Origin of the sequence: Streptomyces sp. NPDC052301 (genome assembly GCF_044593395.1) — a bacterium.
Lineage (GTDB): Bacteria > Actinomycetota > Actinomycetes > Streptomycetales > Streptomycetaceae > Streptomyces.
Map to the genome: position 1 here is coordinate 281,929 of NZ_JBIUBE010000006.1, position 26,234 is coordinate 308,162.

Consider the following 26,234-nt stretch of genomic DNA (forward strand, 5'->3'; position numbering starts at 1 on the left):
GGCGCAATGACCACGTGAGAAGTCGGCTGTCGGCGGGAGAGAATTCAGCCATGACCACCACCCCCACACGCAACACCGGCCTCAGCGTGGCCGCCGGTGTGCTCACCGGCATACTCGCTCTCTACATCGCCCTCGTCGCCCTCGGGAACATCACCGACTTCGGCACGAACCAGCAGTTCGTACGGCATGTGCTGGCGATGGACACCACCTTCGAGGACTCCGACCTGATGTGGCGGGCCGTCACCAGCACCGCCCTCGAGGACACCGCGTACGTCGCGATCATCGTGTGGGAGACGGTGGCGGCCCTCGTGCTCGTCTGGGGCACGTACCTGTGGGCGCGGCGCGACCACGCCCTCGCGCGGCGGATTTCCACCTACGGGCTGCTGATGCTGCTGCTGCTCTTCGGCGCCGGGTTCATCGCGATCGGCGGTGAGTGGTTCGCGATGTGGCAGTCGAAGACCTGGAACGGACTGGATGCCGCGACCCGCATCTTCACGCTCAGCGGGGTCGCGCTGATCGTCAACCAGCTGCCGGGCGCCCGGCGGGAGACGGACGCGGACGCGACTACTTGACGACCGCCACCGTGACGCCCCGCTCTCCGAAGGACCACAGCGCGGCTCCGTCCGCCTTGTGCAGCCGGATACCGCCCAGCTTCTTGCCCTCCGCGGGCGGCGGCGAGGCGCCGTCCAGGGCGTTGGAGAAGGCTATGTTCACGCCGGACGCCTTGGTGAAGTACATCACGTGCTCGATCTCCACGCCGTCCGAGCCCTTGAGGGACTGGGTGCGCAGGGTGATCGAGTAGCGGCCGGGCTGCGGGCTCACCGTGCCCGGCCACACCGTGAACGTACGGGCCGCCTTGCCGGTGGCGTCGACCAGCCACACCCGCTGCTCGGAGAGGGAGTAGACGATCCGACGGCCCTGGCCGGACGACTCCGGCAGGGCCGGCGGCGCCGAGTGCTGCGGGCTCTCGGGCGCGTGGGCGTGCGGCGACGCGGACGCGCTGGGCCGGACCACGGCGGCCGTGGGATGCGGCCCGTGGTCCGCCTGTACGGCGAGGGCGACGACGGCCGCGGTCGCCCCAGCCGTCAGACCGGTGACCCAGGCCCAGGAGGGCAGTCGGGCAGCCACGGGTACGCATCTCCTCCGCTACGGGGCCCCGTCTCGGATCCGGGGTCGGATCATCGTACTCAGTCCCGGCTCAGTCCAGGACCGGCAGGAGGTCCGGCAGATGCCCGTCGGAGGCCCGCGCCGCCCGCTGCCGCTCCTCGGGCACCTCGCCGTAGAGGGTCGTACGGGGCTTCGCCGGGCGGCCGGCCGCCTCGGCCACGGCCACCAGGTCGCGGACCGACTTGTACGAGCCGTAGGACGAGCCCGCCATGCGGGAGATCGTCTCCTCCATGAGGGTCCCGCCCAGGTCGTTCGCGCCCGAGCGCAGCATCTCCGCCGCACCCTCCGTGCCCAGTTTCACCCAACTTGTCTGAATGTTCGGGATGTACGGGTGCAGCAGCAGACGCGCCATCGCCGTCACCGCCCGGTTGTCCCGCAGGGACGGGCCGGGCCGCGCGATGCCCGCCAGGTACACCGGCGCGTTGGTGTGGATGAAGGGCAGGGTCACGAACTCGGTGAAGCCGCCCGTCTCGCGCTGGATCCGGGCCAGCGTACGCAGGTGGCCCAGCCAGTGGCGGGGCTGGTCGACATGGCCGTACATCATCGTCGACGACGAGCGGATGCCCAGCTCGTGCGCCGTCGTGATCACCTCGATCCAGGTGGCCGTCGGCAGCTTGCCCTTGGTCAGCACCCAGCGGACCTCGTCGTCCAGGATCTCCGCCGCCGTGCCCGGGATCGAGTCCAGGCCGGACTCCTTGGCCGCCACCAGCCACTCGCGGACCGACATACCGGTCCGGGTCGCGCCGTTCACCACCTCCATCGGCGAGAAGGCGTGCACATGCATGCCGGGGACGCGCTCCTTCACCGCCTTCGCGATGTCGAAGTACGCGGTGCCCGGCAGGTCGGGGTGGATGCCTCCCTGCATGCAGACCTCGACCGCGCCCACCTCCCAGGCCTGCTGGGCGCGGTCGGCGACCTGCTCCAGGGAGAGCGTGTACGCGTCCGCGTCCGTCCTGCGCTGGGCGAAGGCGCAGAAGCGGCAGCCGGTGTAGCAGACGTTGGTGAAGTTGATGTTGCGGGTGACGATGTACGTCACGTCGTCGCCGACCGCCGCCCTGCGGACGTCGTCGGCCACCCGGCACAGCGCGTCCAGTGCCCGGCCGTCCGCGTGCAGCAGCGCGAGCGCCTCGGCGTCGGTCAGCCGCGTCGGGTCGTCGGCCGCCGTGCGCAGCGCCTGCCGCACGTCCGTGTCGATGCGCTCGGGCGCCATGCCGGGGGCCGCCGCCTCGCGCAGGGCCTCCCAGTCGCCGTACACCTCGTCGAAGTCGTCCCGCCGGTCGGCGGTGCGGCCCTCGGTGTCGATCGTGCGGTGCAGGTCCGTGCGTCCGGTCGGCACGAAGGACTCCTCGGGCTCCTGCCACGGGCGGCCCTCGACGGGCGCGTCCGCCAGGGCCAGGCCCGTCTCCGGGTCGGCCAGCGCGCTCACGTGCGGGCGCAGACGCGGATCCAGCCAGGGCTCGCCGCGGCGCACGAACTCCGGGTAGACGCAGAGGCGTTCGCGCATCTCGAAGCCCGCCGCCGCCGACTTCTGCGCCAGCTCCTCGATCTGCGGCCAGGGGCGTTCGGGGTTGACGTGGTCGATGGTCAGGGGCGACACCCCGCCCCAGTCGTCGATGCCGGCGCCGATCAGCCGCGCGTACTCGGAGTCGACCAGGTTGGGCGGGGCCTGCAGACAGGCGCTCGGGCCCATGATGTGCCGGGCCACCGCCACCGTGGCGACCAGGTCGTCCAGTTCGGCGTCCGGCATGCCGCGCATCGCCGTGTCCGGCTTGGCGCGGAAGTTCTGGATGATCAGCTCCTGGATGCCGTGGTAGGCCCGGGAGACCTTGCGCAGGGCGAAGAGGGACTCCGCGCGCTCCTCGTACGTCTCGCCGATGCCGATCAGCAGCCCGGAGGTGAAGGGCACCGAGGAGCGCCCCGCGTCCTCCAACACCCGCAGCCGGACCGCCGGTTCCTTGTCCGGGGAGCCGTGGTGCGGGCCGCCGGGCTCCGACCACAGCCGGGTCGCGGTGGTCTCCAGCATCATGCCCATGGAGGGCGCCACCGGCTTCAGGCGCTGGAAGTCGGTCCACGTCAGCACGCCCGGGTTGAGGTGGGGCAGCAGACCCGTCTCCTCCAGGATGCGGATGGAGACGGCCCGGACGTAGGCGATGGTGTCGTCGTAGCCGTGCGCGTCGAGCCACTCGCGCGCCTCAGGCCAGCGGTCCTCCGGCTTGTCGCCGAGGGTGATCAGGGCTTCCTTGCAGCCGAGTGCGGCGCCCTTGCGCGCGACGTCGAGCACCTCGTCCGGGGACATGAACATCCCGTGCCCGGCGCGGCGCAGCTTGCCGGGGACGGTGACGAAGGTGCAGTAGTGGCACTTGTCCCGGCACAGCCGGGTGAGGGGGATGAAGACGCTCTTCGAGTAGGTGATGACGCCGGGCCTGCCCGCCGCCTCCAGGCCCGCGTCCCGCACCCGGGCGGCGGACGCGGCGAGGCCGGTCAGGGCCTCGCCGCGGGCCTGCAGCAGCACCGCCGCCTCGGCGACGTCGAGGGCGACGCCGTCCCGGGCGCGTTTGAGGGCGCGACGCATGGAGTTCTCGGTCGGGCCGGTTCCGGAGGTCGCGGAAGTCGTCATCTCTCGAGCATACGTAGCCTCTGATCAGTGCCGAGGGCCCAGCCGTGCCTGGAGGAAACTCCCGTACTCGTCCAGCACCCGCAGCACCTCCGTCTCCCCCGCGGGCGGCAGCTGCACCACCACCTCCTCGACGCCCAGCTCGGCGTACCGGGCGAGCTTGCCCGGGCTCGGCAGCACCGCGTACGGCACCACCTGCAGGGCGGCCGGGTCCCGGCCCGCGTCCGCCCACACGGACCGCAAGGCGGGCAGCGACTCCGCCAGCCCGCGTCCGCCGATCGGCATCCAGCCGTCGGCGTACTCGGCGATGTGCGCGAACAGCCCGGGCCCGGCGGCGCCTCCGACGAGCGTGCGGGGGCCGGTCACCGGGCCGCGCGGCTTCTGCGCCGGTTTGGGATGGGCGTGACTGGCGCGCACACTCCCGAATGCGCCCTCGTACGGCGTGGGTTCCTCGGACCACAGGGCGCGCATCAGCGCCATCCGGTCCCGTACCAGCTCCCGGCGCGTGCGCCAGACGACCCGGTGGTCGGCGGCCTCCTCCACGTTCCAGCCGTAGCCGAGGCCGAGGGTGAAGCGCCCGCCGGAGAGGTGGTCCAGGGTGGCGATCTGCTTGGCGAGGGCGATGGGATCGTGCTGAGCCACCAGAGTGATGCCGGTACCCAGGCCGAGGCGCTCGGTGACGGCGGCGGCCTGGCCGAGGGCGACGAAGGGGTCGAGGGTGCGGCCGTACTCGCGGGGCAGGTCGCCGCCGGCGGGGTACGGCGTCGTGCGGTCCACGGGGATGTGGGTGTGTTCGGGGAGGTAGAGGCCGGCGTAGCCGCGCGATTCCAGTTCCCGCGCGAGCCGGACGGGGGTGACGGTCTCGTCCGTGAGGAAGATCGTTACGGCGATGCGCATGGGCCATCGTAGCGACCGGCCGGTCGCCCGACAGGGGTGCGGACGGCTCCGGTGTGGCTTGTTGCGCGGTTCCTGGCGGGCCTCGGGCGGGCTTACGTTGAGGGTGTGACGACGTTGCGCGGCACCCTTCCCCCCGGCTCACCCGACTACGTCCACCTCCCGGTCGACATCCCGCCCGGCACCCGCGAACTGCACGTCTCCTACACCTACGACAGGTCCCCCGGCAACGCCCTCGACATCGGGCTCTTCGACGAGCGCGGGTTCGAGGTCGGCGGGACGGGGTTCCGGGGATGGTCCGGCGGGGCCCGTACCGAGTTCTTCGTGCGGGCCGACGACGCGACCCCGGGGTACCTGCCCGGCCCGCTCCATCCCGGCACCTGGCACATCGCGCTCGGCCCGTACACCGTGGCCCCGCAGGGACTGTCGTACGAGGTGACCGTCACGCTGACGGCGGGAGAGCCCGGCGAGACCCCCCGGCCGGTCTATCCGCCCACCCGCGCCCGGGGCCGGGGCCGGGACTGGTACCGGGGCGACTGCCATCTGCACTCCTGGCACTCCGACGGCCGCCGCACCCCGGCCGAGATCGCGGCGCTGGCCCGGGCCGCCGGGCTGGACTTCGTCAACAGCTCCGACCACAACACCAACGCCGCGCACGCCCACTGGGCCGACGCGGCCGGTGACGACCTGCTGGTGCTGCTCGGCGAGGAGGTGACCACACGGAACGGCCATGTGCTGGCCCTCGGCACCGACCCGGGCACCTTCGTCGACTGGCGCTACCGGGCCAGGGACCAGCGCTGGGCGCACTTCGCCCGGGAGATCCGCCGGGCCGGCGGTCTGGTCGTACCGGCCCATCCGTACGCCGACTGCGTCGGCTGTTCCTGGAAGTTCGGGTTCGCGGAGGCGGACGCGGTGGAGGTGTGGAACGGGATGTGGACGCCCGACGACGAGGTGGCCCTGGCGGCCTGGGACGGCATGCTCGTCGCCTCGGTGCGGGACGGCAGGGACGGCCGGGGCTGCTGGCTGCCCGCGATGGGTGACAGTGACGCCCATCGCGATCCGGACGTGGTCGGCCATCCTCAGACGGTCGTCCTCGCCGAGGACCTGACCCGGGAGGCGATCCTGGACGGTCTCAGGGCCGGGCGGTCGTACGTGGCCGAGTCGAGGACCGTCTCGCTGGCCCTCACCGTCACGGCCGACGGCGGTGGACGGGCGGGCATCGGGGAGCGGTTGGCGGTGTCCTCCGACACCCCGGTGACCGTCCGGCTGGAGGCCTCGGGCGTCCCGCGCTGTTCCGTCCGGCTCGTCACCGACCAGGGCGTGCGGTTCACCGGCGATCCGCTCCCGGTGTCCGGGGCCGGGGCGGTGGAGTGGCGCACGACCCCGGCCAACTCGGCCTACGTACGGGCCGAGTTGCGGCACGAGACGGCGCTCGGGCCGGCGCCGGGGGCGATGGCGGCCTTCACCAACCCGGTCTTCCTCGACCCTATGTGAGCTGTTCCGCCGCCCACTCGGCCCACTCGCGGCGCATCGCGTTGAACCGCAGGCCGTACTCGAGGGCGATCCGTCCGTAGACCGAGAGGTTGCCGTCGTCCCAGTCGACGGAGTCGTTCAGCTGCCGCAGGTGCTCGTGTTCCTGCGCGGACATCTCGCTCAGCCCGGCCAGGTACGTCCGCGCCTGCTCGGGGCGCAGCACGCCGAGGAAGAAGACCCGCAACAGGAGGTCGCTGCGGGTGTTGCGCTGCGGCTTGGTCTCGGTCAGCCAGTGGCGCAGCTCGGTCATGCCCTCGTCGGTGAGCGCGTACTCCTTGCGGCCGCGCGGGCCCTCGGCGGCGACCGTGATCAGTCCGGACCGCGCCAGCCTGGTCAGCTCGGTGTAGATCTGGCTCTGGGTCGCCGGCCAGACGTTGGCCAGCGAGGTCTCGAACGTCTTCAGCAGGTCGTAGCCGCTGGCGGAGCGCTCCGAGAGAAGGCCGAGCAGTGCGTGTTTGAGGCTCATACCCCTCAGCCTACCTTCCACTATTGACATGTCGAGCGACGACCTTCTAGTTTTGACATGTCGAGACCGGAACCAACAGACCTCAGACCGACCGGGGGAAACCACATGTCGTACCTGCGCACGTTCCTGCCGTGGATCGTCTTCGCCGTCATCCCCTCCGGGGACTGGCAGTGGGGCGCCCTGGCCGCCCTGGTGGTGGCCGTGGCGCTGATCGCCGGGCAGAAGCGGGAGGGTGCCGGCTTCGACGCCCTCGTCATCGAGATCGGCTCTGCGGTCTTCTTCGCGGTTCTCGCCGCCGTCGCCTTCGCCGACCCGCACTCGGGCGTGCACGCCTACTCCGCCGCCCTCTCCTCCGGCACCCTCGCGGTGATCGCCGGGATCTCACTCGCCGCCCGCCGGCCCTTCACCCTGGGCATCGCCAAGCGCACCACCCCGCGCGAGTACTGGACCCTCGAGCCGTTCATCCGCACCAACAGGGTCATCACCGCCGTGTGGACGGCCGCGTTCGCCCTGACGGCCGTGATCCTCGCCGTACTGGACCACGCCGGACACGCCCACTCGACGCCCGCGACCCTCGTCCAGATCGCCGGCTTCGCCGTCCCGATGGTGTTCACCGTCCGCTACGTCGCCCACGTCCAGGCGAAGGCCCAGGCCGCCGGGCAGGTGGCCCGGTGACCGCCACCCCGAGGCACCTGTCCGGCAACTACGCCCCGGTCGCCGAGGAACTCACCGCGCACGACCTGCCGGTCACCGGCACCGTGCCGCCCGAACTGACCGGCTGGTACCTGCGCAACGGCCCGAACCCGGCCGACGCCGCCTCCGGGCACTGGTTCTTCGGTGACGGCATGGTCCACGGGGTCCGCCTGGAGGGCGGGCGGGCCGTCTCCTACCGCAACCGCTGGGTCCGCACCCGCCAACTCGACGACGGCGCCCGGATGGACGACGACCAGGGCCGGCGCGACCTCACCGCCGGCCCGGCCAACACCCACGTCGTCCGGCACGCGGGCCGCACCCTCGCCCTGGTCGAGACCGCCCTGCCCTACGAGCTGACCCGCGACCTGGACACCAAGGGCCCGTACGACTTCGACGGCCGCCTCACCACCTCCATGACGGCCCACCCGAAGACCTGCCCGGCCACCGGCGAACTGCACTTCTTCGGCTACGGCATGCTGGAGCCCACCCACCTCACCTACCACCGGGCCGATGCCAAGGGCGAGTTGACACTCAGCAGGACCGTCGAGGTGCCCGGCCCCACCATGCTGCACGACTTCGCGCTCACCGCCCGGCACGTCGTCTTCATGGACCTGCCGGTCGTCCTCGACGTCGAACTCGCCCTGACCGGCGGCGCGATGCCGTACAGCTGGGACGACGGATACGGCGCCCGGCTCGGCGTGCTGCGCCGGGACGACCCGCACGGCGAGGTCCGCTGGTTCGCCGTCGACCCCTGCTACGTCTTCCACACCCTCAACGCCCACGACGCAGCGGACGGCACCGTCGTCCTGCACGTGATGCGCTACCCGGAGATGTGGCGGCGCGACGCGGACGGCCGCACCCGGCCACAGCAGGCGGTGCTGTGGAAGTGGACCCTCGACCCGGCCACCGGCACGGTCCGCGAGGAGCAGTGCGACGACCGGACGGGCGAGTTCCCGCGCGTCGACGACCGGCTGACCGGCCTCCCCGCCGGACACGGCCACATGACGAGCGGCACCTCACTGGTCCGCTACGACCTGTCCTCCGGAGCCGTCACCGCGCACGACTTCGGGCCCGGCCGCACCCCCGGCGAGGCCGCGTTCGCCCCCGCCGACGACACACCCGGCGGCCCCGGCTGGCTCCTGACGTACGTGTACGACGCCGCCACCGACCGCAGCGACCTGGTCGTCCTGGACGCCGACGATCTGGCCGCGCCACCGGTCGCGACGATCCGTCTCCCGGGCCGGGTGCCGTTCGGCTTCCACGGCAACTGGCTCGCGGACACGGACCGCTAGGGCCGCTCTTGCGGATCTTGCCGGAGTCGCGTGGTCCGGCGCATCGCGATGATCTCGGCGACCGCCGCCAGCCAGCGGGCGGCGCGGGTCTCCGCCTCCGGGGTGGTCGTGGTCTGCGCCGCCCCGGTCAGCCAGTCCCGCAGGATCGCGGCCGGCTCCGGGGACGGCAGCGGTTCGGGCAGCTCCGCCGCGTACGCCAGGCCGCCGGAGCGGACGATCTCGGCGACGAAGACCAGCGAACGCGGCAGGACCCCGAGCCGGTCGAGGGTGACCGCGGCGGCGACGGCGCCGTCGCCGAACAGGGCCGTGCGGAAGGCGTCCTGGGTCAGGCCGTAGCGCAGCAGCACGGCGACGTCGGTGTCGGCCAGCACCTCGTCGTCGGTGCGGCTGTCGGGGGCTGGGGACATGAGGGCCTCGGTTCCCGTCGTCCGGATCAGCGGACGGTGATCGTGAAGACGTAGAAGCCGGGCCCGACATGGGAGTGCGGGTCGGCGGTCAGGGTGGGGTACGGCGACGGGGAAGCCGTACCGGTGTGGCCGGGGGACAGGGTGGACCGGTCGTTCGGGCCCGGGCCGGTGCACGTGTCCAGGGGGCAGTGCAGCAGCCGTACCGTGGTCCTCCCCTTCGCCAGGGCGGTGAAGTCGAAGGACCGGGTGCCGCCGGTGCTGCCGACGAGGTCGCTGCCGTCGCCGGTCTCCCGATCACCCCGGTACTTCAGCACGGTCCTGTCCGGCCCGGGATCGGCGAGGAACCAGTGCTCGCCCAGGGTGGCGGCCGAGGGGACGGTGAGGGAGAACTCCTTGCCCGGCCCGACGGTGACGGTCCGGTGGTCGAGGCCGTAGCCGGTGCCGGTGCCGGTGGTCCTTCCGGTGACGCTGGGCTCGGGGGTCGCGCTCGGCGTGGCCGGCGTACCGGGTGAGCCGGTGGGGCCGGTCCCACCGCTCCCGCCGCCGCAGCCGGTGAGGGCCAGGAGGCAGGCGAGGGCGGCGGCGCCGGGGAGGGAGGTGCGGGCGGTCATCATCGGTCCTGAGCCATTCTTCAGTTCTGCGGCAGGTGCACGGCGTAGGCGTTGGGCAGCCGGCTGTCGCTGGCCTTCGCCATGCCGCCGTTGACGAAGTCGTCCTCACTGACCCAGGTGGTCTTCCCCCACGGATTGTAGATCTCCAGCTTGTCGCCCTCCTGGCCGACGATCATCATGGAGTGCCCGTGACGCGTGCCGTCCGCCTCGTACCCCTCGGCGTCGAAGGGCACCGGCTTGCCGTCCGCCACCGCCTTCTCGATGTCCGGCAGGATGCCGCGCCGGGAGTCGGCGTCCCGTACCTCGTGCAGCTGGTAGGAGCTTCCGGTCTCCGGGCTGATCTCCTTGTTGGAGATCTCGGACTGGCCCTTCAGGTCCATGCCGTCCCAGTCGGCGCCGCCGTGGCCCTCCACGTGCATCCGGTGCTGTTCGGCGATCAGACGCCTCCGGAACGCCGTCGGGTCGTCCTCCTGCCCGCTCGGGCCGCCGGTGAGCTGAAGGGCGTAGACGGGGTCGACCATGGCGCGGGCGGTGACCGTGGTGGAGGCGACACAGGTGCCCTCCTGGCCGTCACCGCCCTGGGCCCATTTCTGGCCGTCGAAACTCTGCAGGTCGGTGTTGACGTTGGCGCCGTTGCCGGGGTCCGTCCCCATGTCCTCGAGGCTGTCCCCGCGGGTGACGATCGGCGACAGGTGCCGCTGCAGCCAGGCCGCGTCCTTGCCGTGGATCTTCCCGTCGAACGCCTCGATGTCCTTGACGCCGTGGCCCGCGGCGAGGGACTTCATGAGGTAGGCCTTCTCCTGTGGGGTCTTCGCGCCCGCCAGCAGCCGGTCCATCCGGGCCCGGTCGCCCGCCGAGAGCTGGTCCATGGCCCGGCCCGAGCGCTCCAGGTCGCTCGCGGTGAGGATCTCGTTGTAGTCGGCCGCGCCGGCCTTGCCGCTGGTGTCGGCGAGCATCATCCGGTCCACCGCGGAGAGCCGGCCGGTGTGCATCTTGCCGGTGCGGGCCTCGGCCGCCCACTTGTTCAGGTCCCGGGCGGCGGCGCGGACGGCGTCGTCCGCGGTGACGGCGGCCTTGTGCATCAGATCGACCCCGTCGGCGGCGAGGGCACGGCCCGCGGTCAGGGCCGCCTTCCGCTCCGCCTTCTCCTGGTCGGTCGGGATCAGGCTGCCGATGTCGAAGAAGCCGTCCCGCGGGCCGAGCCGCTGCTTGGCCTGCTGCATCTTGGCGCGGCCGTCGGTGTCCTGCTTCTTCGCCGTGCCGAGCGCGTCCGCCAGCGCGTGCAGTGCCTTCGCGCCGCCCTGGAACGCGTCGGACATCCTGGTCGCGGCCCGGGCGGCGGCGGCCACCCCGTCCGAGGCGCGGACGCTGGTCTCGCCGACCCAGACCTCCGGCAGGCCCTTGCGGGCCACCTTGTTCACCCGGTCGTGCAGATCACCGGCCTTGTCGACCTGGTCGCGGTAGCGCTTGCCGAGCGACTCCAGCGTGGCCGTGTCGCCGACCGGCGCGGAGACGAGGAGCGCGCTGTCGATCTGGTCCAGCAGGTCGTTCTTGCTCCCGGCCTTGGGGATGCTCGTGCACAGGTCGGCCAGCCAGGAACGGCGGCCGGCCGGGGTGTCCAGAGCGCCGAAGGGGTTCAGGTCCAGGATTCCCATGAGCGGGCCGCCTTCAGTACTCGGTCAGGGCCGACGGGCGGTCGGCGTGCACCGGCATCGTGGCGACGTACTCGTTCCCCACCGGTGTCGGCATCGTCGTGACGTACTCGTCCCCCACCGGCGTCGGCATCGTGGTGAACCCGCCGCCGATGCCCGCCCCGTCGGCGGACACGGCCGCGGCGCGCGTCGCCACGGCGTGGTCGGTGCCCTTGTAGGCGCGCTTGGCGAGGCGCACCTTGTCCGCGAGTTCGTGCAGCGCCGACTGCAGCGTGGACGCGTCGTCCAGCCAGGCCGAGGCGAACGCGTTGAACGCCGCCGCCGACTCGGCCCCGCCCAGGGCGTCCTGCGTGTAGCACAGGTCGGGGGTGATCGCCTGGTGGATGTGGCCCGCGTCGTCGCCCGCGCCGTTCAGTTCCGTCGCCTGCCCGGACATGCCGGACCTGACCGTGTAGCCGTCCGAAGACGCGCCCATCACGTTCCCCCGTTGCGTCGAGTGATGACCGCGGGGGAGGCTAACACGCGCCCCACATGGGCCCGTCCGCGTCTCACACGCCCCGCACGGGGCCGACACACCATCCACGCGGGGCGCCGAATCCGTGCCCCGGAGAGCAGGAGAGCGACAGACATGTCAGGCCGCGCAGAACGCAAGCAACGGGTCGTGACCCGCTTCCAGCGGTACCTCGCCAACCCGCTCAACCGGCGCCTGCCCTTCCAGACCCTGCTGGAGACCACCGGCCGCAGCTCCGGCCTGCCCCGGCGGACGCCGGTCGGCGGACGCCGGGTCGGCGACTCCTTCTGGCTGGTCTCCGAGTTCGGCACGAAGTCGCAGTACGTCCGCAACATCCAGGCCGACCCGAGGGTCCGCGTCCGCATCGCGGGCCGCTGGCACCACGGCACCGCCCACCTGCTGCCGGACGACGATCCCGTGGCCCGCCTGCGCAGTCTGCCCCGCTTCAACAGCGCGGCGGTACGGGCGTTCGGGACCGACCTGCTGACGGTGCGGGTGGACCTGGAGCGGTGAGCGAGCCGACACTGCCGGGGTGAAGCTCACCACCGCGCCCTCCGTCATCCAACCCGCCCGGGACTTTCCCGAGTTGCTGCCCCACGCCCGCCCGGCCGTCCGGCTGCATCCGCGCCGCGACCGCCCCGGTCCGCGCGACAGCCACATAGGTGGCCCCCTGTGGTGGCCGGCCGCCGAGCCGTGGCCGGACTGCGCCGACCACAAGGACGTCAACGGCAGGCCGTACACGGAACGGATGGTCGCGGTGGCCCAGTTCACCGCGGCCGACTTCCCGGAGATCCGCTTCCCCGACGGCACCGACCTCGTCCAGCTCCTGTGGTGCACCGAATGGCACGACCAGCCGCACCCGGCCGGCTGGGGGCAGGCCTGCCGGCTCGTGTGGCGCCGGGCCGCAGACGTCACCGGCCCGCTCATCGAACCCCCGGATCCCGCCGAGGAGGGGGACGACGACATGGTCCCGCTCCCCTGCGCCCTGCACCCGGAGCGGGTCACGGACTACCCCGGCGAGGAGGAACTACCGGCCGGCCTCGGCGAACGCTTCGAGGCCTGGCTGGAGGAGCGTGACCTCGCCGACGACCTCACCACGATCCCCGGCCACAAGCTCGGCGGCTTCCTGAACTGGTGCACGACGGGCCGGCCGGACACCCTGGACTGCGGCGACTGCGGGGCGCCGCTGGAGCTGTTCCTCCAGTTCGACTCGAGCGAGTACGGGCTCGGCACCTACGGCCCCGGCGGCGCGCCCCACCGCTTCCGGCCGCTGGAGGAACGCGACGGCGAACCGGACGAGGCCCTCGGGGACCCCCTGCGCGAACCCGTCGGCATGGTCATCGGCCGCTTCAGCCACGGCGGACTGTTCACCTGCACCGCCGATCCCCGGCACCCGGCGTCGTTCTTCACCCAGTGAACCGGCCCGGCCGGTCCGCCCTCGCCGGCCTCACCCCGGCCACACGATCGCCTGCACCTCGCTGTAGGCGTGCAGGGCGTACGAGCCAACGTCCCGGCCCACCCCGCTCTTCTTGAACCCGCCGAACGGTGCCTCCATGTTGCGGCCGACGGTGTTCACGCCCACGCCCCCGGCCCGCAGCCGTCGCGCCACCCGGAAGGCCCTGGCGACGTCTGCGGACCAGACGTAGTCGATCAGCCCGTACTCGGAGTCGTCGGCGAGGGCGACGCCCTCCTCCTCGTCGTCGAAGGGGATCACCACGACCACCGGCCCGAAGATCTCCTCCCGGGCCACCCGCATGTCGTTCGTGCAGTCGGCGAGGAGGGCGGGCGCGACGTAGAACCCGCGCTCCAGCGGCGGCCGCTCACCGCCCACGACCACGGTCGCGCCCTCCTTCCGCCCCAGTTCGACGTACGACTCCACCCGCGCCCGGTGCTCGGCGGAGATCACCGGCCCCACGACCGTGTCCGGCTCACACGGGTCACCGACCTTCAACCGGGCCGCGTACGCGCCGAGTTGTTCGACGACCCGGTCGTACACCCCCCGCTGGGCCAGCACCCGCGTCGGTGCCGTGCAGATCTGCCCGCTGTAGAAGGAGAAGGTGGTGCCGATGCCGGCGACGGCCGAGCCGAGGTCGGCGTCGTCGAACACCAGGGCCGCGCCCTTGCCGCCCAGCTCCATCAGCTGGCGCTTCATGTCCCGCCCGCACACCTCGGCGATGCGCCGGCCGACGGCCGTGGAGCCGGTGAAGCTCACCATGTCGACGTCGTCGGAGGCCACCGCCGCCTCCCCCACGGCCACCTCCCGCCCGGAGACGACGTTCACCACCCCGCGCGGCACCCCGGCCTCCTCGAGCGCCTCGGCCATCCGGTAGACGGAGAGCGGGTCCTGCGGGGCGGGCTTCACCACCACCGTGTTGCCCATGGCGAGGGCCGGGGCGACCTTGCCGGCCGGGTTGGCCCACGGGTTGTTGTACGAGGTGACGCAGGTGACGACGCCGACGGGCTGCCGCAGGGCCAGCGCGCCCATCACACCCGCCCGGCCCATCGGCCCCGCCTCGTTGATCTGCGGGGCGACGGCCCACTCGGCGGGTTCCACGGCGGCGTACCGGCGGAACCGGGCGGCGGCCACCCCGACCTGCATGGCCCGCGCCGTCCCGGTCGTCGCCCCGGACTCGGCGCGGGCGAGGTCGGCGTACGGCAGCAGCCGTTCCCGGATGATCCCGGCGGCCCGCCCCAGCACCGCCACCCGCTCCTCCGGCCGGGTCCGCGACCACGCCCCGAACGCCTCACGGGCCGCCGCGCAAGCCGCCCGCGCCTGCTCCGCGGAGGCCTCCGGCGCCCAGCCGACGGTCTCCTCGGTGGCCGGGTCCGTCACCGGGTAGTACCCGTGGTCCGGCTCCACCCACTCCCCGCCGACGAACAGCCGCTGCCCGTCGCCCACCGGCTCGTGGGACGCGCTCACCGCGTACTCACCGTGCGCGTGTCGGTGCCGGACCGCAGCACCTTCCCCGGTACGGCCCCGGTCACCGTGTCGTCCCGGAGCACCTCGACCCCGCCCACCCACACGGCGCGCACCCCGATCGCCTTCGAGTCCAGCCGCGGGCTGTCCCCCGGCAGGTCGTGCACCAGCCGGGCCTGCCCCGCGTCGATCCGCTCCGGGTCGAACAGCACGAGATCGGCGTGCCAGCCCTGTCGCACCTGCCCCCGCTCGCGCAGCCCGAACAGCCGCGCCGGGTCGTCGGTCAGCATCTTCACCGCCTGCTCCAGACCGACCAGCTTCCGCCCGCGCAGACAGTCCCCGAGGAACCGGGTGGTGTACGGCGCCCCGCACATCCGGTCCAGGTGCGCGCCCGCGTCGGAGCCGCCGAGCAGTACGTCCTCGTGGCTCCAGGTCTCGGCCCGCAGCGCCCAGGAGGCCGGGTCGTTGTCGGAGGGCATCGGCCACAGCACCGTACGCAGCCCGTCCTCGGCGCAGATGTCCACCAGGCAGGAGAAGGGGTCCTGACCGCGCTCGGCCGCGATGTCCCGCACCACCCGGCCGGACAGCCCGCGGTTGGCCCCGCTGTAGGTGTCCCCGACGACGTACCGCCCGAAGTCCGCCAGCCGCCGGAAGACGCCGGCCTCCTTCGACTCGGCCCGCCGCAGCATCTCCGCCCGTACCTGCGGGTCCCGCAGCCGGGCGATCCGCTCCGGCACCGGCAGGCCCAGGACCGGCCCCCAGCCCGGGATGAGGTTGAGGGCGCAGAAGGTGCCCAGGGACATGTTCATCGGGGTCAGGATCGGCATGGTGAGCGCCACGACCCGCCCGCCCGCCTTCCGGGCCCGCTCGCTCGCGCTCAGCTGCCGGGGCACCCGCTCCGGCACGGCCGCGTCGATGGTCAGCACGTTCCAGTTCAGGGGGCGCCCGGCGGCGGCGCTCATCTCCACCAGCAGCTCGATCTCGTCGTCGCTGAACTGGTCCAGGCACCCGGCGACGATCGCCTCGATCTGCGTCCCCTCGTGCTCACCGACCGCCCTCGACAGGGCCAGCAGTTCCTCCGGCCGGGCGTGCCGGGAGGCCACGGGCTGCCCGTCGCCGTCCGAGTGCGTACGGGACTGGGTGGTGGACAGCCCCCAGGCACCGGCGTCCATGGCCTCGTGCAGCAGCCGCAGCATCGCGTCGAGCTGCTCCCCGGTGGGCTCTCCGCCGACCGCCTGCGGCCCCATCACGTGCCGCCGCAGCGCGCAGTGCCCCACCATGAACCCGGCGTTGACGGCGATCCGCCCCTCCAGGGCGTCGAGGTACTCCCCGAAGGAGTGCCAGTTCCACGGCGCCCCCTCCTCCAGCGCCACCAGGGACATCCCCTCCACCTTGGACATCATCCGACGGGTGTAGTCGGCGTCCTCGGGTCGGGCGGGGTTGAGGGGCGCGAGGGTGAACCCGCAGTTCCCGGCGGCGACGGTGGTCACCCCGTGATTGAGGGAGGGCGTGGCGTACGGGTCCCAGAAGAGCTGGGCGTCGTAGTGGGTGTGGGGGTCGACGAAACCGGGGGCGAGGACGAGCCCGGCGGCGTCCTCGGCGGTGCGGGCTTCCTCGGTGACGGTACCGATGACGGCGACACGGCCGTCCCGGACACCGACGTCGGCGGTGTAGCCGGGCGCGCCGGTGCCGTCGACGACGGTGACACCCTTGATCAGGTGGTCCAACATGCCCGGATCCCCCTCAGACAGCCTGCCGGAACCGCGAAGTGCGGTGGACCGGATCCGTGTCGATCTTGGGGATCACGTGCTCCCCGATCAGCCGGATCGTCTGCAGCGTCTCCTCCTTCGGCACCCCCACCGGCAACCCGAAGCTCAGCTGGTCGGCCCCCGCCTGCTCCCACCGCTTGCACTGCCGCAGCACCTCGTCCGGGTCCCCGCAGATCAGCAGTTCCTCCTCGATGAGCAGCTCGACGAACTCGGGCGTGTACTCGGGCAGCGTCTCCGGCCATTCGGGGAAGCCCTCGGGCCGTGGGAACGTGTCGTGGTACCGGAAGACCAGCGAGGGCAGGTAGTGCAGCCCGCCGTGCACGGCGATGTCGATCGCCTCGGCGTGCGTGGGCGCGCAGATCGCCGTGGTCGTCACCATCACGTTGTCGTTGACGAAGTCCCCCACCGGCTCGGCGTTCACGACCGCCGTCTTGTACTGCTCCAGCACCCACTCCATGTCGGAGACCTTCTGGATGCTGAAGCCGAGGACACCGAGCCCCTTCTTGGCGGCCATGGCGTACGAGGGCGGGGAGCCGGCCGCGTACCACATCGCCGGGTGGGACTTGCCGTACGGCTTGGGCAGGACCTTGCGCGGCGGCAGCTGCCAGTGCTTGCCCTGGAAGCCGGTGTACTCGTCCTGGAGCCACATCTTCGGGAACTCGGCGATCGTCTCCTCCCAGATCTCCTTGGTGTAGTTCATGTCGGTCACACCCGGTATGAACCCGAGGATCTCGTGCGACCCGGCGCCCCGCCCGCTGCCGAACTCGAAGCGGCCCTCGCTGAGGTGGTCCAGCATGGCGACCTTCTCGGCGACCTTGACCGGGTGGTTGACCTGGGCCAGCGGGTTGAAGATCCCCGAGCCCAGGTGGATCCGCTGCGTCGCGTGCGCCAGGTACCCCAGGAACACGTCGTTGGCGGACAGGTGCGAGTACTCCTCCAGGAAGTGGTGCTCGGAGGCCCAGGCGTACTTGAAGCCGGACTCGTCCGCCTGGATGACGTACTCGGTCTCCTCCATCAGTGCCTTGTGCTCGGCCAGCGGGTCGGTCTCGGCGCGCTTGCCCACGTATCCCTGTACGAAGAGCCCGAATTCCACAGCGGTTCACCGTCCCCAGTTTTCCTGACACTCCGTCAGATACTGCTCGTCGGCCGACTGTCGCACCGGCCGCGGCGACCGTCAATAGCTGACGGTAAGTCAGATAACGCTGACCCCGGCCAGCCACCCGCCGTCGATCACGAACGGCTGCCCGGTGATGTACGACGAGTCCTCCGAGGTCAGGAACAGCGCCAGCCGGGCCACCTCCTCCGGCTGCCCCACCCGGCCGAGCGGCACGAGCCCCCGGTACAGCTCGTCCAGGGCCCGGCTCATCTCCTCCGGGTCGGCGTCCGGGTCCAGCCGGGCCGGATTGGACATCGCGGTGTCGATGGCGCCCGGGCAGATGGCGTTGACCCGGATCCGCCGGCTCGCCAGCTCCAGCGCGGCGACCCGGGTCAGCCCGAGCACGGCGTGCTTGGTGGCCGCGTACGTGCCGACCGCCGCCATGCCCGTCAGGGCCGTGTACGACGCCGTGTTGACGATCGTGCCCCCGTCCGCCAGCTCCGGCGCCACGGTCTTCATGCCCAGGAAGCAGCCGACCTGGTTGACCTGCACGACCTGCATGAACTCGTCCAGCGGGGTGTCCACGAGCGCGTTGAAGCGCAGGATGCCCGCGTTGTTCACCAGCCCGTCGATGCGCCCGTACGCCCGCTTCACCGCCCCGACGGCCTCCCGCCAGCCCTCCTCGGTGCCGACGTCGAGATGCACGTACAGCGCGCCTATCTCCTTGGCCAGGGCCTCCCCCCGGTCGTCCAGCACATCGGCGACGGCCACCCGCGCCCCCTCCGCCCGGAAGAGCCGCGCCTCCTGCTCACCCTGCCCGCGCGCCGCCCCGGTGACGATGACGACCCGCCCGTCCAGCTTGCCCATGAAAGCCTCCTCAGTTCAGGTGGGGCGCGACCTCCGCCCCGAACAGGGCGATCTGCTCGATCAGTTCGGCACGGCCACGGCTGCGGAACCGCACCTGGACCAGGTCCACGCCCATCGCCCGGTACGCCCGCAGCGACTCGGCGATCTCCTCCGGCGCCCCACTGAGCGTGCGCCGCCCGACGTCCCAGCCGGCCCGGCCGACGTACAGCGGCTCGGTGATGGCGCCGACGGTGAAGGCCCCCGCGACGCGCTCCCTCTCCCGGAGCTCTCTCAGCCGGGCGATCTGCGCGGGCAGCCGGTCCCGCGGGTCCCCCTGCGGCAGCCAGCCGTCGCCCTTCAGCGCGGCCCTGCGCACGGCCGCGGGCGAGGAGCCGCCGACCCAGAGCGGGACGCGGGACTGGGCGGGCCGGGGACGCTGGCCGAGCCCGGCGAAGTCGTACAGCTTGCCGTGGTGCTCGGGGAACTCCTCGGGCCCGAGAGCGGCCCGCAGCGCGTCGATCGCCTCGTCCAGCACGACCCCCCGCCGGTCGAAGTCCACCCCGAGGACCTCGAACTCCTCCCGCACGTGTCCCGCCCCCACCCCGAGGACCAGCCGCCCGCCGGAGAGATGGTCGAGGGTGGCGTACTGCTTGGCGGTGAGCAGCGGATGCCGCAGCCCGACCACGGCCACATGGCTGAGCAGCCGGGTCCGCTCGGTGACGGCGGCCAGATGGGCGAGGGTGGCGACGGGGTCGTACCAGACCGTGCTCATGGCCGGTGCCAGCCGCCGCGGGACGGCCACGTGGTCGCACGCGGCCAGGTAGTCGAACCCGGCCCGGTCCACGGCCCGCGCGACAGCGACCAGATCCTCCGGTCCGGCGCCCGCCTCCCAGCCCTCCGCGTACAGGGTGCTCTGCGACTGGACGGGCAGCTGGATGCCGTAGCCGAGGCTCACGCGGACCCCTTCCAGAGGCCTTCCTCGGTCAGCCCGAGCAGCTCGACGGCGTTCCGCCGGACGATCCGCTCCACCACGTCCGCCGGCAGATGCCCCATCTGCGCCTCGCCGACCTCCCGGGACTTCGGCCAGGTCGAGTCGGAGTGCGGGTAGTCCGTCTCGTACAGGACGTTGCCGACCCCGATGGAGTCGAGGTTCTTCAGCCCGAAGGCGTCGTCGAAGAAGCAGCCGTAGACGTGCTCGGTGAACAGCTCGGACGGCGGTCGGCGCACCTTGTCGGCGACCCCGCCCCAGCCCCGGTTCTCCTCCCACACCACGTCCGCGCGCTCGAGGATGTACGGGATCCACCCGATCTGCCCCTCGGCGTACATGACCTTGAGGTGGGGGAAACGTTCGAACTTGCCGCTCATCAGCCAGTCGACCATCGAGAAGCAGCAGTTGGCGAAGGTGATGGTGGAACCGACCGCGGGCGGGGCGTCGGCGGAGGTGGAGGGCATACGGCTGCTGGAGCCGATGTGCATCGCTACGACCGTGCCGGTCTCGTCGCAGGCGGCGAGGAACGGGTCCCAGTCGTCGGTGTGCACGGACGGCAGCCCGAGGAACGGCGGTATCTCGGAGAAGGCGACGGCCCGCACCCCGCGCGCGGCGTTGCGCCGTACCTCCCGGGCGGCCAGCTCCGGGTCCCACAGCGGGATGAGCGTGAGCGGTATCAGCCGCCCCCGGGCGTCCGGCCCGCACCACTCCTCCACCATCCAGTCGTTGTAGGCGCGGACGCAGAGCAGGGCGAGCTCCCGGTCCTGGGCCTCGGTGAAGGTCTGCCCGCAGAAGCGCGGGAAGGTGGGGAAGCAGAGGGCGGACTGGACGTGGTTGACGTCCATGTCGGCAAGCCGCTCGGATACGTCGTACGACCCCGCCCGCATCTGCTCGTACGTGATGATCTCGAGGCGGATCTCGTCCCTGTCGTACCCGACGGCGGTGTCGAGGCGGGTCAGCGGCCGGTGCAGGTCCTCGTAGACCCACCAGTCGCCGACCGGTCCGTCGTCGCTGCCCGGAGTGCCCATGACGGGCCGGAAGCGCCCGCCGAGGAAGGACATCTCCTTCAGCGGGGCGCGGACGATACGGGGCCCGGTGTCCCGGTACCTCCTCGGCAGCCGGTCCTGCCACACGGTGGCGGGCTCGACGGTGTGGTCGTCGACGGAGATGATCAGCGGGAACTGTGTGGTCTCCATGCGCCTCACGGTAGCGCCGATCTGACGGTCCGTCAGCTCCTCGTCGTCGGCCACCTTGCCGGCCACCCCGCCCCGCCCCGTCCGCGCCCTGACCGCGTCCTGTCCGCGTCTACGCCCGTGTCTCGCCCATGTCTCGCCGGTGCGAACAGGATGTGAGGGGTTTGTGGACTGAAATGCACCGGCCTGTGATCGGCGTCTCCGACGGCTGACGGAACCGGCCGGAACAAGGCAAACTGACGGGGTTGTTCGTGATGCCGAGGGGGACGAACGCATGGACGGTGGGCCGCGAGTGCCTGAGCAGCGGCGTCCCGGCTCCGTGACCGTCACGGAGCCGGAGGCGCTGCGGTTCGGCGTGCTCGGTCCGGTGCGGGCCTGGCGCGGCGAGGAGCAGATCGGCACGGGCTCCCCGCAGCAGCGCGCCCTGCTGGCCGCCCTGCTGCTGCGCGAGGGCCGTACGGCCACCGCGGCGGAACTCATCGACGCCCTCTGGGGCCCCGAGCCACCGTCCCAGGCACTGGCGGCGGTCCGCACCTACGCCTCCCGCCTGCGCAAGGTGCTGGACCCCGGGGTGCTGGTCAGCGAGTCCGGCGGCTATGCGGTCCGGGGCCTGCGCGACGGCGCGCTGGACCTGGCGGTCGCGCAGGATCTCGCGGCCCAGGCGGAGAAGGCGCGGGCCGGCGGCGACCTGGGCCGGGCCCGTGCGGTACTGAACCAGGCGCTGGACCTGTGGGACGGCGAGGTCCTGGCGGGTGTCCCCGGCCCGTACGCCGAGACCCAGCGGGTGCGCCTGGAGGAGTGGCGCCTGGGCCTGCTGGAGTCCCGCCTGGACATGGACCTGGAGCAGGGCTGCCACGCGGAGGCCGTCTCCGAACTGACGGCCCTCACCGCGGCGCACCCCCTGCGGGAGCGCCTGCGCGAACTGCTGATGCTGGCGCTGTACCGCAGCGGCCGCCAGGCGGAGGCGCTGGCCGTCTACGCCGACACCCGCCGCCTGCTGGCGGAGGAACTGGGCGTGGACCCGCGTGCGGGCCTCCGGGACCTCCAGCAGCGCATCCTCCAGGCGGACCCGGCCCTGGCGGAACCCTCGACGCCGGCGGCGGAACCCTCCACCACCCCCGTCCGCCCCGCCCAACTCCCCGCCTCGGTACCCGACTTCACCGGCCGCTCCTCCTTCGTGAACGAGCTGAGCGAGGTGCTGTCCTCGGCGTCGGAGGCGGAGGGGCGGGTGATGGCGGTCTCGGCCCTCGCCGGCATCGGCGGCGTCGGCAAGACGACCCTGGCGGTCCACGTGGCCCACCGGGCCCGCGCCGCCTTCCCCGACGGCCAGCTGTACGTCGACCTCCAGGGCGCGGGCCCGCGCTCCGCCGAACCGGAGACGGTACTGGGCTCCTTCCTGCGCGCCCTCGGCACCGCGGACTCGTCGATCCCGGACTCCCTGGAGGAGCGGGCGGCCCTGTACCGCTCGGTGCTCGACGGACGGCGCGTGCTCGTGTTGCTGGACAACGCCAAGGACGCGGCACAGGTACGCCCCCTGCTGCCCGGCACGGAGGGCTGCGCGGCCCTGGTGACCTCCCGCGTCCGCATGGTCGACCTCGCCGGGGCCCACCTGGTCGACCTGGACGTGATGTCCCCCGAGGAGGCCCTCGCGCTCTTCACCAAGATCGTCGGCGAGGAGCGGGTGGCTGCGGAACGCGAATCCGCCCTGGACGTGGTCGCGGCCTGCGGCTTCCTCCCCCTGGCGATCCGCATCGCCGCCTCCCGCCTCGCGGCCCGCCGCACCTGGACGGTCTCGGTCCTGGCGGCGAAGCTCGCGGACGAACGCCGCCGACTGGACGAACTCCAGGCCGGCGACCTGGCGGTCAAGGCCACCTTCGAACTGGGCTACGGCCAGCTGGAACCGGCACAGGCCCGTGCCTTCAGGCTGCTGGGCCTGGCCGACGGCCCGGACATCTCCCTGGCAGCCGCGGCAGCGGTCCTGGACGTGCCGGTGAAGGACACCGAGGACCTCGTGGAATCTCTGGTGGACACGTCGTTGCTCGAGTCGGCGGCCCCCGGCCGCTACCGCTTCCACGACCTGGTCCGACTCTACGCGCGTGCCTGCGCGGAGAGGGACGAGGAGGCGGCTGGAGAGCGGGCGGAGGCGTTGTCGCGGCTGCTGGATTTCTATCTGGCGACGACAGCACAGGTGTACGCGATCGAGCGGCCGGGGGACCGCTTGGTGGACGACCTGGAAGCTACGGAGTACCCAGGACTGCGCTTCACGGAAGCCACGGCGGCACTCGACTGGCTGTACACCGAGGCCGCCCCCCTCCTGGCCTGTGTGCGGCAGTCGGCAGGCACCGAGCGATTGCGACGAGGAGTCGACCTGCTGTGGGCGGCCAAGGACCTCACCGAGTCAGGGGCGAACTCCCACCAGTACGAGATGACAGCTCGGTCGATGTGCGAGGCGACTCGGGCCGTGGGGGATGCCCGGGCCGAGGGCAGGGCGCGGACCGTCTTGACAGACGTGCTGCTGGTCTCGGGACGTATTCAGCAAGCAGAGGAGGAGGCCCGGACAGCGACGCGCCTGGCGGAGGGCGTAGGCGACTCGACTGCTGCAAGCTGGGTGGCCAACAATCAAGGATTGATCTGCCTTCATCAACGACGCTATGCGGACGGCCGAACCTACTTCGACAAGGCCATCGACGGCTTCAGGGCCGCCGAGAACCGCCCGGGTGAAGCCTCCGCCCTGTCCAATCTCTCGCGGGCTCAATTGGGTGTGGGCAACACCGCCGAGGCCGTCGAGATCGCCATGCGTGGACTGGCGGTGTACCTCAAGCTGGGACGCACCATGCGCCTCGCCAACGGTCACTTCGCTGTCGGCGTGGCGCTGTCCCAGGCGGGGCGCCACGGTGAGGCACTCTCGCAGTTCTCCGAAGCCCGAGCCATCTTCAGCGGTCATCGTCAGCGGCTGTGGGAAGGTGCCACGAACTTCCGCATCGCTGAAGTGCACATGGCGACCGAACGTGCCGCACAGGCCGCGCAGCACGCTGAACAGGCCTTGGCCCTAGGGTGCATCGGCGGTGACCGGATGCGGGGCAACGTCCTGACCCTTCTTGGGCGAGCCCTCTCCGTGCTGGGTCAGCTCGACCGGGCGAAGGCCTGCTGGCGGGAAGCGCTCAATCTCTACGAGCAGAACGGCGCGGCCGAAGCGGAGGACGTTCGCGCCCTGCTCATCACAGGAACTACAGCGTGATACCCCCATTCCGAGCAGGCCTTGGGCACGTTCAGCATTCGTTTATCTCCACACGGCACGCTCATAGCAGTCAGGCCATCACGTCGGGGGGCAGATGGTCCGCCGGAGCCTCCACCGGTTAATGTGCGGCTCCGAACGCCCGGCCGGCAGCCCTCGGGGGAGCTACCGGCCGGGCGTTCCTGACTCGCCACGACAGCGAAGGAAGCATGATGAGCGACACGAAGAAGGCCTCGGAGGCCAAGCCGCTGGACAACCACATGCCCATCGAGCCGGCCGCCGACGATACGGTCACGACTCTCGACAACCACATGCCGGCCGAGCCGGCGGCGGACGTCATCAAGACCATGGACAACCACATGCCCGCTCCGCCGGCCGCCTTGGACCTGGACGCCAAGTAGACCTCCATCGCGACGGGGACCGGCCGCGGCGGCGCCGAGGGGGAGCCGCCGCGGCCGAGGTGTGTCCGGGCAGATGTGCGCCGCTTGGCAGCGGACGCCGCAGCTGAGTTGTCCACAGGCTCCTGAGGCTGTGTGGGTGGGCCCCGGCACAGTGGGGGTATGGAGCGCGATGGACTGCGGGCGCTCGTCGAGGGGGGTGTGCTGCTCACCTCGCGTGCGCTGAAGGCGGGATGGCCCCGGGCCTCCCTCTCCCGACGGCTCGCCGCGGAGGGGTGGACCCGGATCAGGCACGGGGCCTGGGCGGAGCCAGGAAGTGAAGTCGGCCCGGTGCTACGCCTGAAGGCGGCTCAGCTTCTCAAGCCGCAGCTCGTCGTCAGTCACGGTTCGGCGGCCTACCTGTGGCGGATCGAGACCTTGGCCGCAGAGCCGCCCAGCGGCCAACCTCCTGCCTTCAGCATGGAGTTCACCGACCCGGCGCTGCGTGTCCGCCGGCACGGTCCCACCGGTCTCACCGGTCTCACCGGTCTCACCGGTCTCACCGGTCTCACCGGTCTCACCGACGTCCGCGTACACCGCATCCCCCTTCCCCGCACCGACATCATCGAGTGGTCGGGGTTGCGCGTCACAGGCGTCCGCCGCACCCTCGCCGACCTCCTGCGGGCCGGCCCACGGAACAACGCACTGGTCGCGGTCGAATCGGCACTCACCTATCGCCGCGTCGACGGAGCCCGCCGCGCACCGCTGACCGACCTCGACGCCGTGACCCTCGCCCTCGAGGCCCCGGTGCGCGGAGCCATCCGAGCCCGCGACTGGCTGGGCCTCGTCGATCGCGGGGCGGGCTCACCCGCCGAGACCCTGGCCCGGCTGCACATGCACGACGCCGAGCTGCACCCGGAGACCCAGGCCGAGATCCACACCCCGGACGGCCGCCGCCGCTACCTCGACTTCCTGTTCCGGGCCGAGGGGCTGGCCGTCGAGATCGAGGGGTACGCCTACCACGGCACCCGCGACGCCCACCGCCGCGACATCGCCCGCTTCAACCAGATCCTCCAGTGCCCCGAGATCCGCAGCCTGCTCCGCTTCAGCGCGGAGGACGTCTTCCACCGGCCTGACGGGATGGTCGCGGAGGTGAGGGGCGCGTTGGCAGCGCTGGGCGGGGCGGGGCGGTGAGGGCCGGCTGGGGCGTGCTTGTGCCCAGGGGGCTGGGAGGTTGCCGGTGGGTTGGGGGGTCCGCGTCGTCGGGGGGTGCTGGGAGGTTGCCGGTGGGCTGGGAGGCGCCCGTCGCCGGGGGGCTGGAAGGTCGCCGTCGGGCCGGGAGGCGCCCGTCGTCGAGGGGTGCTGGAAGCTTGCCGTTGGGCCGGGAGGCGCCCGCCACCGAGGGGGGCTGGAAGGCCACCGTCGGGCCGGAGGCGCCCGCCACCGAGGGGGGCTGGAAGGCTGCCGTTGGGCCGCTCGCTTCTCGGCCAGTGTCGTGCTTCCACGGCCCGCGTCAAGGGCGCTACGCGTCGGCTGCGCCGATGGCCCTCCGGGCCACCCTTGACCCGGCCCGCTCCAGCACGGGGAAGAAGCGAGCGAGCGGCCCGGAGAGGCGGTGGCCCAGGCGGTGTCGGGCCCTTGGGGTGACTGGGTTGCGTGGGTGGGGTGGGGGCGCGCTCGCGCCTCGCCTGCACGCCGGGTGGGGGAAGCGGCTTGCAGGTCGGTGGGCGGGTGCGCGCTCGCGCCTCGCATGGACGCCGGGTGGGGGAAGCGGCTTGCAGGTCGGTGGGCGGGTGCGCGGGCACGCCTCGCATGGACGCCGGGTGCATGTGGCGGCATGCGGGTCGGTGGACGGATGCGCGGGCACGCCTCGCCTGCACGCCGGGTGCATGTGGCGGCATGCGGGTCGGTGGACGGATGCGCGGGCACGCCTCGCCTGCACGCCGGGTGCATGTGGCGGCATGCGGGTCGGT

Annotated in this window: 23 protein-coding genes; 9 read left to right on the forward strand and 14 right to left on the reverse strand. The window is 72.2% G+C overall.

Going from position 1 to position 26,234, the window contains the following annotated elements; all coding sequences use genetic code 11:
- The first annotated feature begins 50 nt into the window (after positions 1 to 50).
- The gene (locus tag ACIHEJ_RS18990) at positions 51 to 572 is read left to right on the forward strand and encodes a DUF2165 domain-containing protein (protein ID WP_400136728.1); all 522 of its coding nucleotides are present in this window, start codon (positions 51 to 53) and stop codon (positions 570 to 572) included.
- On the opposite strand, the gene ACIHEJ_RS18995 is transcribed toward ACIHEJ_RS18990, so the two are convergent.
- The 3 genes from ACIHEJ_RS18995 to ACIHEJ_RS19005 form a co-directional block, all read right to left on the reverse strand.
- Positions 565 to 1,128: a hypothetical protein gene (locus ACIHEJ_RS18995; protein WP_400136730.1), complete on the reverse strand. Its 564-nt coding sequence runs from the start codon at positions 1,126 to 1,128 to the stop codon at positions 565 to 567. The genes ACIHEJ_RS18990 and ACIHEJ_RS18995 overlap by 8 nt on opposite strands.
- Before the next feature lie 70 nt (positions 1,129 to 1,198).
- Positions 1,199 to 3,784 carry a bifunctional FO biosynthesis protein CofGH gene (locus ACIHEJ_RS19000; RefSeq protein ID WP_400136732.1) on the reverse strand — a complete coding sequence of 862 codons (2,586 nt, stop codon included), beginning with the start codon at positions 3,782 to 3,784 and terminating at the stop codon, positions 1,199 to 1,201.
- Between the two features lie 24 nt (positions 3,785 to 3,808).
- Positions 3,809 to 4,678, reverse strand: a complete 870-nt coding sequence (locus tag ACIHEJ_RS19005) for an LLM class F420-dependent oxidoreductase (RefSeq protein ID WP_400136734.1) — start codon at positions 4,676 to 4,678, stop codon at positions 3,809 to 3,811.
- Between the two features lie 105 nt (positions 4,679 to 4,783).
- Here ACIHEJ_RS19005 and ACIHEJ_RS19010 point away from each other — a divergent pair, with 105 nt between their 5' ends.
- On the forward strand, positions 4,784 to 6,169 hold the full coding sequence (locus ACIHEJ_RS19010) for a CehA/McbA family metallohydrolase (protein ID WP_400136737.1): 1,386 nt from the start codon (positions 4,784 to 4,786) through the stop codon (positions 6,167 to 6,169).
- Here the strand turns inward: ACIHEJ_RS19010 and ACIHEJ_RS19015 are convergent.
- Positions 6,162 to 6,674 carry a PadR family transcriptional regulator gene (locus ACIHEJ_RS19015; RefSeq protein ID WP_400136740.1) on the reverse strand — a complete coding sequence of 171 codons (513 nt, stop codon included), beginning with the start codon at positions 6,672 to 6,674 and terminating at the stop codon, positions 6,162 to 6,164. The two genes, ACIHEJ_RS19010 and ACIHEJ_RS19015, sit on opposite strands and share 8 nt — an antisense overlap.
- 105 nt (positions 6,675 to 6,779) lie before the next feature.
- Between ACIHEJ_RS19015 and ACIHEJ_RS19020 the strand changes: the two genes are divergently transcribed.
- Together ACIHEJ_RS19020 and ACIHEJ_RS19025 are read left to right on the forward strand one after the other, a co-directional pair.
- Positions 6,780 to 7,349 (forward strand): hypothetical protein, encoded by a 570-nt coding sequence (locus ACIHEJ_RS19020; protein WP_400136743.1) that lies wholly within the window; start codon positions 6,780 to 6,782, stop codon positions 7,347 to 7,349.
- On the forward strand, positions 7,346 to 8,659 hold the full coding sequence (locus tag ACIHEJ_RS19025) for a carotenoid oxygenase family protein (RefSeq protein ID WP_400136746.1): 1,314 nt from the start codon (positions 7,346 to 7,348) through the stop codon (positions 8,657 to 8,659). The genes ACIHEJ_RS19020 and ACIHEJ_RS19025 overlap by 4 nt, the downstream gene beginning before the upstream one ends.
- On the opposite strand, the gene ACIHEJ_RS19030 is transcribed toward ACIHEJ_RS19025, so the two are convergent.
- From ACIHEJ_RS19030 to ACIHEJ_RS19045, 4 genes are read right to left on the reverse strand one after another with little or no spacing between them, the layout of a single operon-like run.
- Positions 8,656 to 9,066, reverse strand: a complete 411-nt coding sequence (locus ACIHEJ_RS19030) for a hypothetical protein (RefSeq protein ID WP_400136749.1) — start codon at positions 9,064 to 9,066, stop codon at positions 8,656 to 8,658. The two genes, ACIHEJ_RS19025 and ACIHEJ_RS19030, sit on opposite strands and share 4 nt — an antisense overlap.
- Positions 9,067 to 9,092: 26 nt before the next feature.
- Complete coding sequence (locus ACIHEJ_RS19035) at positions 9,093 to 9,677, reverse strand: protease inhibitor I42 family protein (protein ID WP_400136753.1); 585 nt, start codon at positions 9,675 to 9,677, stop codon at positions 9,093 to 9,095.
- A 20-nt stretch (positions 9,678 to 9,697) separates the two neighbouring features.
- Entirely contained in the window at positions 9,698 to 11,332 is a 1,635-nt protein-coding gene (locus tag ACIHEJ_RS19040; RefSeq protein ID WP_400136755.1) for a peptidoglycan-binding protein, read from the reverse strand.
- Positions 11,333 to 11,345: 13 nt separating this feature from the next.
- The gene (locus ACIHEJ_RS19045) at positions 11,346 to 11,804 is read right to left on the reverse strand and encodes a hypothetical protein (protein WP_400136758.1); all 459 of its coding nucleotides are present in this window, start codon (positions 11,802 to 11,804) and stop codon (positions 11,346 to 11,348) included.
- A 153-nt stretch (positions 11,805 to 11,957) separates the two neighbouring features.
- Here ACIHEJ_RS19045 and ACIHEJ_RS19050 point away from each other — a divergent pair, with 153 nt between their 5' ends.
- Positions 11,958 to 12,353, forward strand: a complete 396-nt coding sequence (locus ACIHEJ_RS19050; protein WP_400136761.1) for a nitroreductase/quinone reductase family protein — start codon at positions 11,958 to 11,960, stop codon at positions 12,351 to 12,353.
- Positions 12,354 to 12,372: 19 nt separating this feature from the next.
- On the forward strand, positions 12,373 to 13,257 hold the full coding sequence (locus ACIHEJ_RS19055; protein ID WP_400136763.1) for a DUF1963 domain-containing protein: 885 nt from the start codon (positions 12,373 to 12,375) through the stop codon (positions 13,255 to 13,257).
- A gap of 30 nt (positions 13,258 to 13,287) precedes the next feature.
- On the opposite strand, the gene ACIHEJ_RS19060 is transcribed toward ACIHEJ_RS19055, so the two are convergent.
- The 6 genes from ACIHEJ_RS19060 to ACIHEJ_RS19085 all read right to left on the reverse strand — a co-directional run bounded on the left by ACIHEJ_RS19060 (position 13,288) and on the right by ACIHEJ_RS19085 (position 20,652).
- A complete protein-coding gene (locus tag ACIHEJ_RS19060; protein ID WP_400136766.1) occupies positions 13,288 to 14,760 on the reverse strand; it encodes an aldehyde dehydrogenase family protein in 1,473 nt (490 codons plus the stop codon).
- Positions 14,757 to 16,487: an amidohydrolase family protein gene (locus ACIHEJ_RS19065; protein ID WP_400136769.1), complete on the reverse strand. Its 1,731-nt coding sequence runs from the start codon at positions 16,485 to 16,487 to the stop codon at positions 14,757 to 14,759. Before ACIHEJ_RS19065 ends, ACIHEJ_RS19060 begins: the two co-directional genes overlap by 4 nt.
- 13 nt (positions 16,488 to 16,500) lie before the next feature.
- Complete coding sequence (locus ACIHEJ_RS19070) at positions 16,501 to 17,619, reverse strand: LLM class flavin-dependent oxidoreductase (RefSeq protein ID WP_400136772.1); 1,119 nt, start codon at positions 17,617 to 17,619, stop codon at positions 16,501 to 16,503.
- Positions 17,620 to 17,718: 99 nt separating this feature from the next.
- Entirely contained in the window at positions 17,719 to 18,489 is a 771-nt protein-coding gene (locus ACIHEJ_RS19075; RefSeq protein ID WP_400136774.1) for an SDR family NAD(P)-dependent oxidoreductase, read from the reverse strand.
- Positions 18,490 to 18,499: 10 nt separating this feature from the next.
- The gene (locus ACIHEJ_RS19080) at positions 18,500 to 19,423 is read right to left on the reverse strand and encodes a TIGR03619 family F420-dependent LLM class oxidoreductase (protein WP_400136776.1); all 924 of its coding nucleotides are present in this window, start codon (positions 19,421 to 19,423) and stop codon (positions 18,500 to 18,502) included.
- A complete protein-coding gene (locus ACIHEJ_RS19085) occupies positions 19,420 to 20,652 on the reverse strand; it encodes an amidohydrolase family protein (RefSeq protein WP_400136778.1) in 1,233 nt (410 codons plus the stop codon). Before ACIHEJ_RS19085 ends, ACIHEJ_RS19080 begins: the two co-directional genes overlap by 4 nt.
- 271 nt (positions 20,653 to 20,923) lie before the next feature.
- Here ACIHEJ_RS19085 and ACIHEJ_RS19090 point away from each other — a divergent pair, with 271 nt between their 5' ends.
- The 3 genes from ACIHEJ_RS19090 to ACIHEJ_RS19100 all read left to right on the forward strand — a co-directional run bounded on the left by ACIHEJ_RS19090 (position 20,924) and on the right by ACIHEJ_RS19100 (position 25,455).
- Positions 20,924 to 23,887 (forward strand): AfsR/SARP family transcriptional regulator, encoded by a 2,964-nt coding sequence (locus tag ACIHEJ_RS19090; RefSeq protein ID WP_400136780.1) that lies wholly within the window; start codon positions 20,924 to 20,926, stop codon positions 23,885 to 23,887.
- A 209-nt stretch (positions 23,888 to 24,096) separates the two neighbouring features.
- Entirely contained in the window at positions 24,097 to 24,285 is a 189-nt protein-coding gene (locus ACIHEJ_RS19095; RefSeq protein WP_400136782.1) for a hypothetical protein, read from the forward strand.
- A 159-nt stretch (positions 24,286 to 24,444) separates the two neighbouring features.
- The gene (locus ACIHEJ_RS19100) at positions 24,445 to 25,455 is read left to right on the forward strand and encodes a hypothetical protein (RefSeq protein ID WP_400136785.1); all 1,011 of its coding nucleotides are present in this window, start codon (positions 24,445 to 24,447) and stop codon (positions 25,453 to 25,455) included.
- Positions 25,456 to 26,234 lie beyond the last annotated feature (779 nt).

Excerpts from the sequence above, each read along its gene's own strand:
- ACIHEJ_RS19020 (WP_400136743.1), top strand. The coding sequence starts at position 6,780 with ATGTCGTACCTGCGCACGTTCCTGCCGTGGATCGTCTTCGCCGTCATC.
- ACIHEJ_RS19085 (WP_400136778.1), bottom strand. The coding sequence starts at position 20,652 with ATGGAGACCACACAGTTCCCGCTGATCATCTCCGTCGACGACCACACC.
- ACIHEJ_RS19035 (WP_400136753.1), bottom strand. The coding sequence starts at position 9,677 with ATGACCGCCCGCACCTCCCTCCCCGGCGCCGCCGCCCTCGCCTGCCTC.
- ACIHEJ_RS19045 (WP_400136758.1), bottom strand. The coding sequence starts at position 11,804 with ATGGGCGCGTCTTCGGACGGCTACACGGTCAGGTCCGGCATGTCCGGG.
- ACIHEJ_RS19000 (WP_400136732.1), bottom strand. The coding sequence starts at position 3,784 with ATGACGACTTCCGCGACCTCCGGAACCGGCCCGACCGAGAACTCCATG.
- ACIHEJ_RS19095 (WP_400136782.1), top strand. The coding sequence starts at position 24,097 with ATGAGCGACACGAAGAAGGCCTCGGAGGCCAAGCCGCTGGACAACCAC.
- ACIHEJ_RS19100 (WP_400136785.1), top strand. The coding sequence starts at position 24,445 with ATGGAGCGCGATGGACTGCGGGCGCTCGTCGAGGGGGGTGTGCTGCTC.
- ACIHEJ_RS19005 (WP_400136734.1), bottom strand. The coding sequence starts at position 4,678 with ATGCGCATCGCCGTAACGATCTTCCTCACGGACGAGACCGTCACCCCC.
- ACIHEJ_RS19065 (WP_400136769.1), bottom strand. The coding sequence starts at position 16,487 with ATGTTGGACCACCTGATCAAGGGTGTCACCGTCGTCGACGGCACCGGC.
- ACIHEJ_RS19075 (WP_400136774.1), bottom strand. The coding sequence starts at position 18,489 with ATGGGCAAGCTGGACGGGCGGGTCGTCATCGTCACCGGGGCGGCGCGC.
- ACIHEJ_RS18990 (WP_400136728.1), top strand. The coding sequence starts at position 51 with ATGACCACCACCCCCACACGCAACACCGGCCTCAGCGTGGCCGCCGGT.
- ACIHEJ_RS19090 (WP_400136780.1), top strand. The coding sequence starts at position 20,924 with ATGGACGGTGGGCCGCGAGTGCCTGAGCAGCGGCGTCCCGGCTCCGTG.
- ACIHEJ_RS19050 (WP_400136761.1), top strand. The coding sequence starts at position 11,958 with ATGTCAGGCCGCGCAGAACGCAAGCAACGGGTCGTGACCCGCTTCCAG.
- ACIHEJ_RS19030 (WP_400136749.1), bottom strand. The coding sequence starts at position 9,066 with ATGTCCCCAGCCCCCGACAGCCGCACCGACGACGAGGTGCTGGCCGAC.
- ACIHEJ_RS19040 (WP_400136755.1), bottom strand. The coding sequence starts at position 11,332 with ATGGGAATCCTGGACCTGAACCCCTTCGGCGCTCTGGACACCCCGGCC.
- ACIHEJ_RS19015 (WP_400136740.1), bottom strand. The coding sequence starts at position 6,674 with ATGAGCCTCAAACACGCACTGCTCGGCCTTCTCTCGGAGCGCTCCGCC.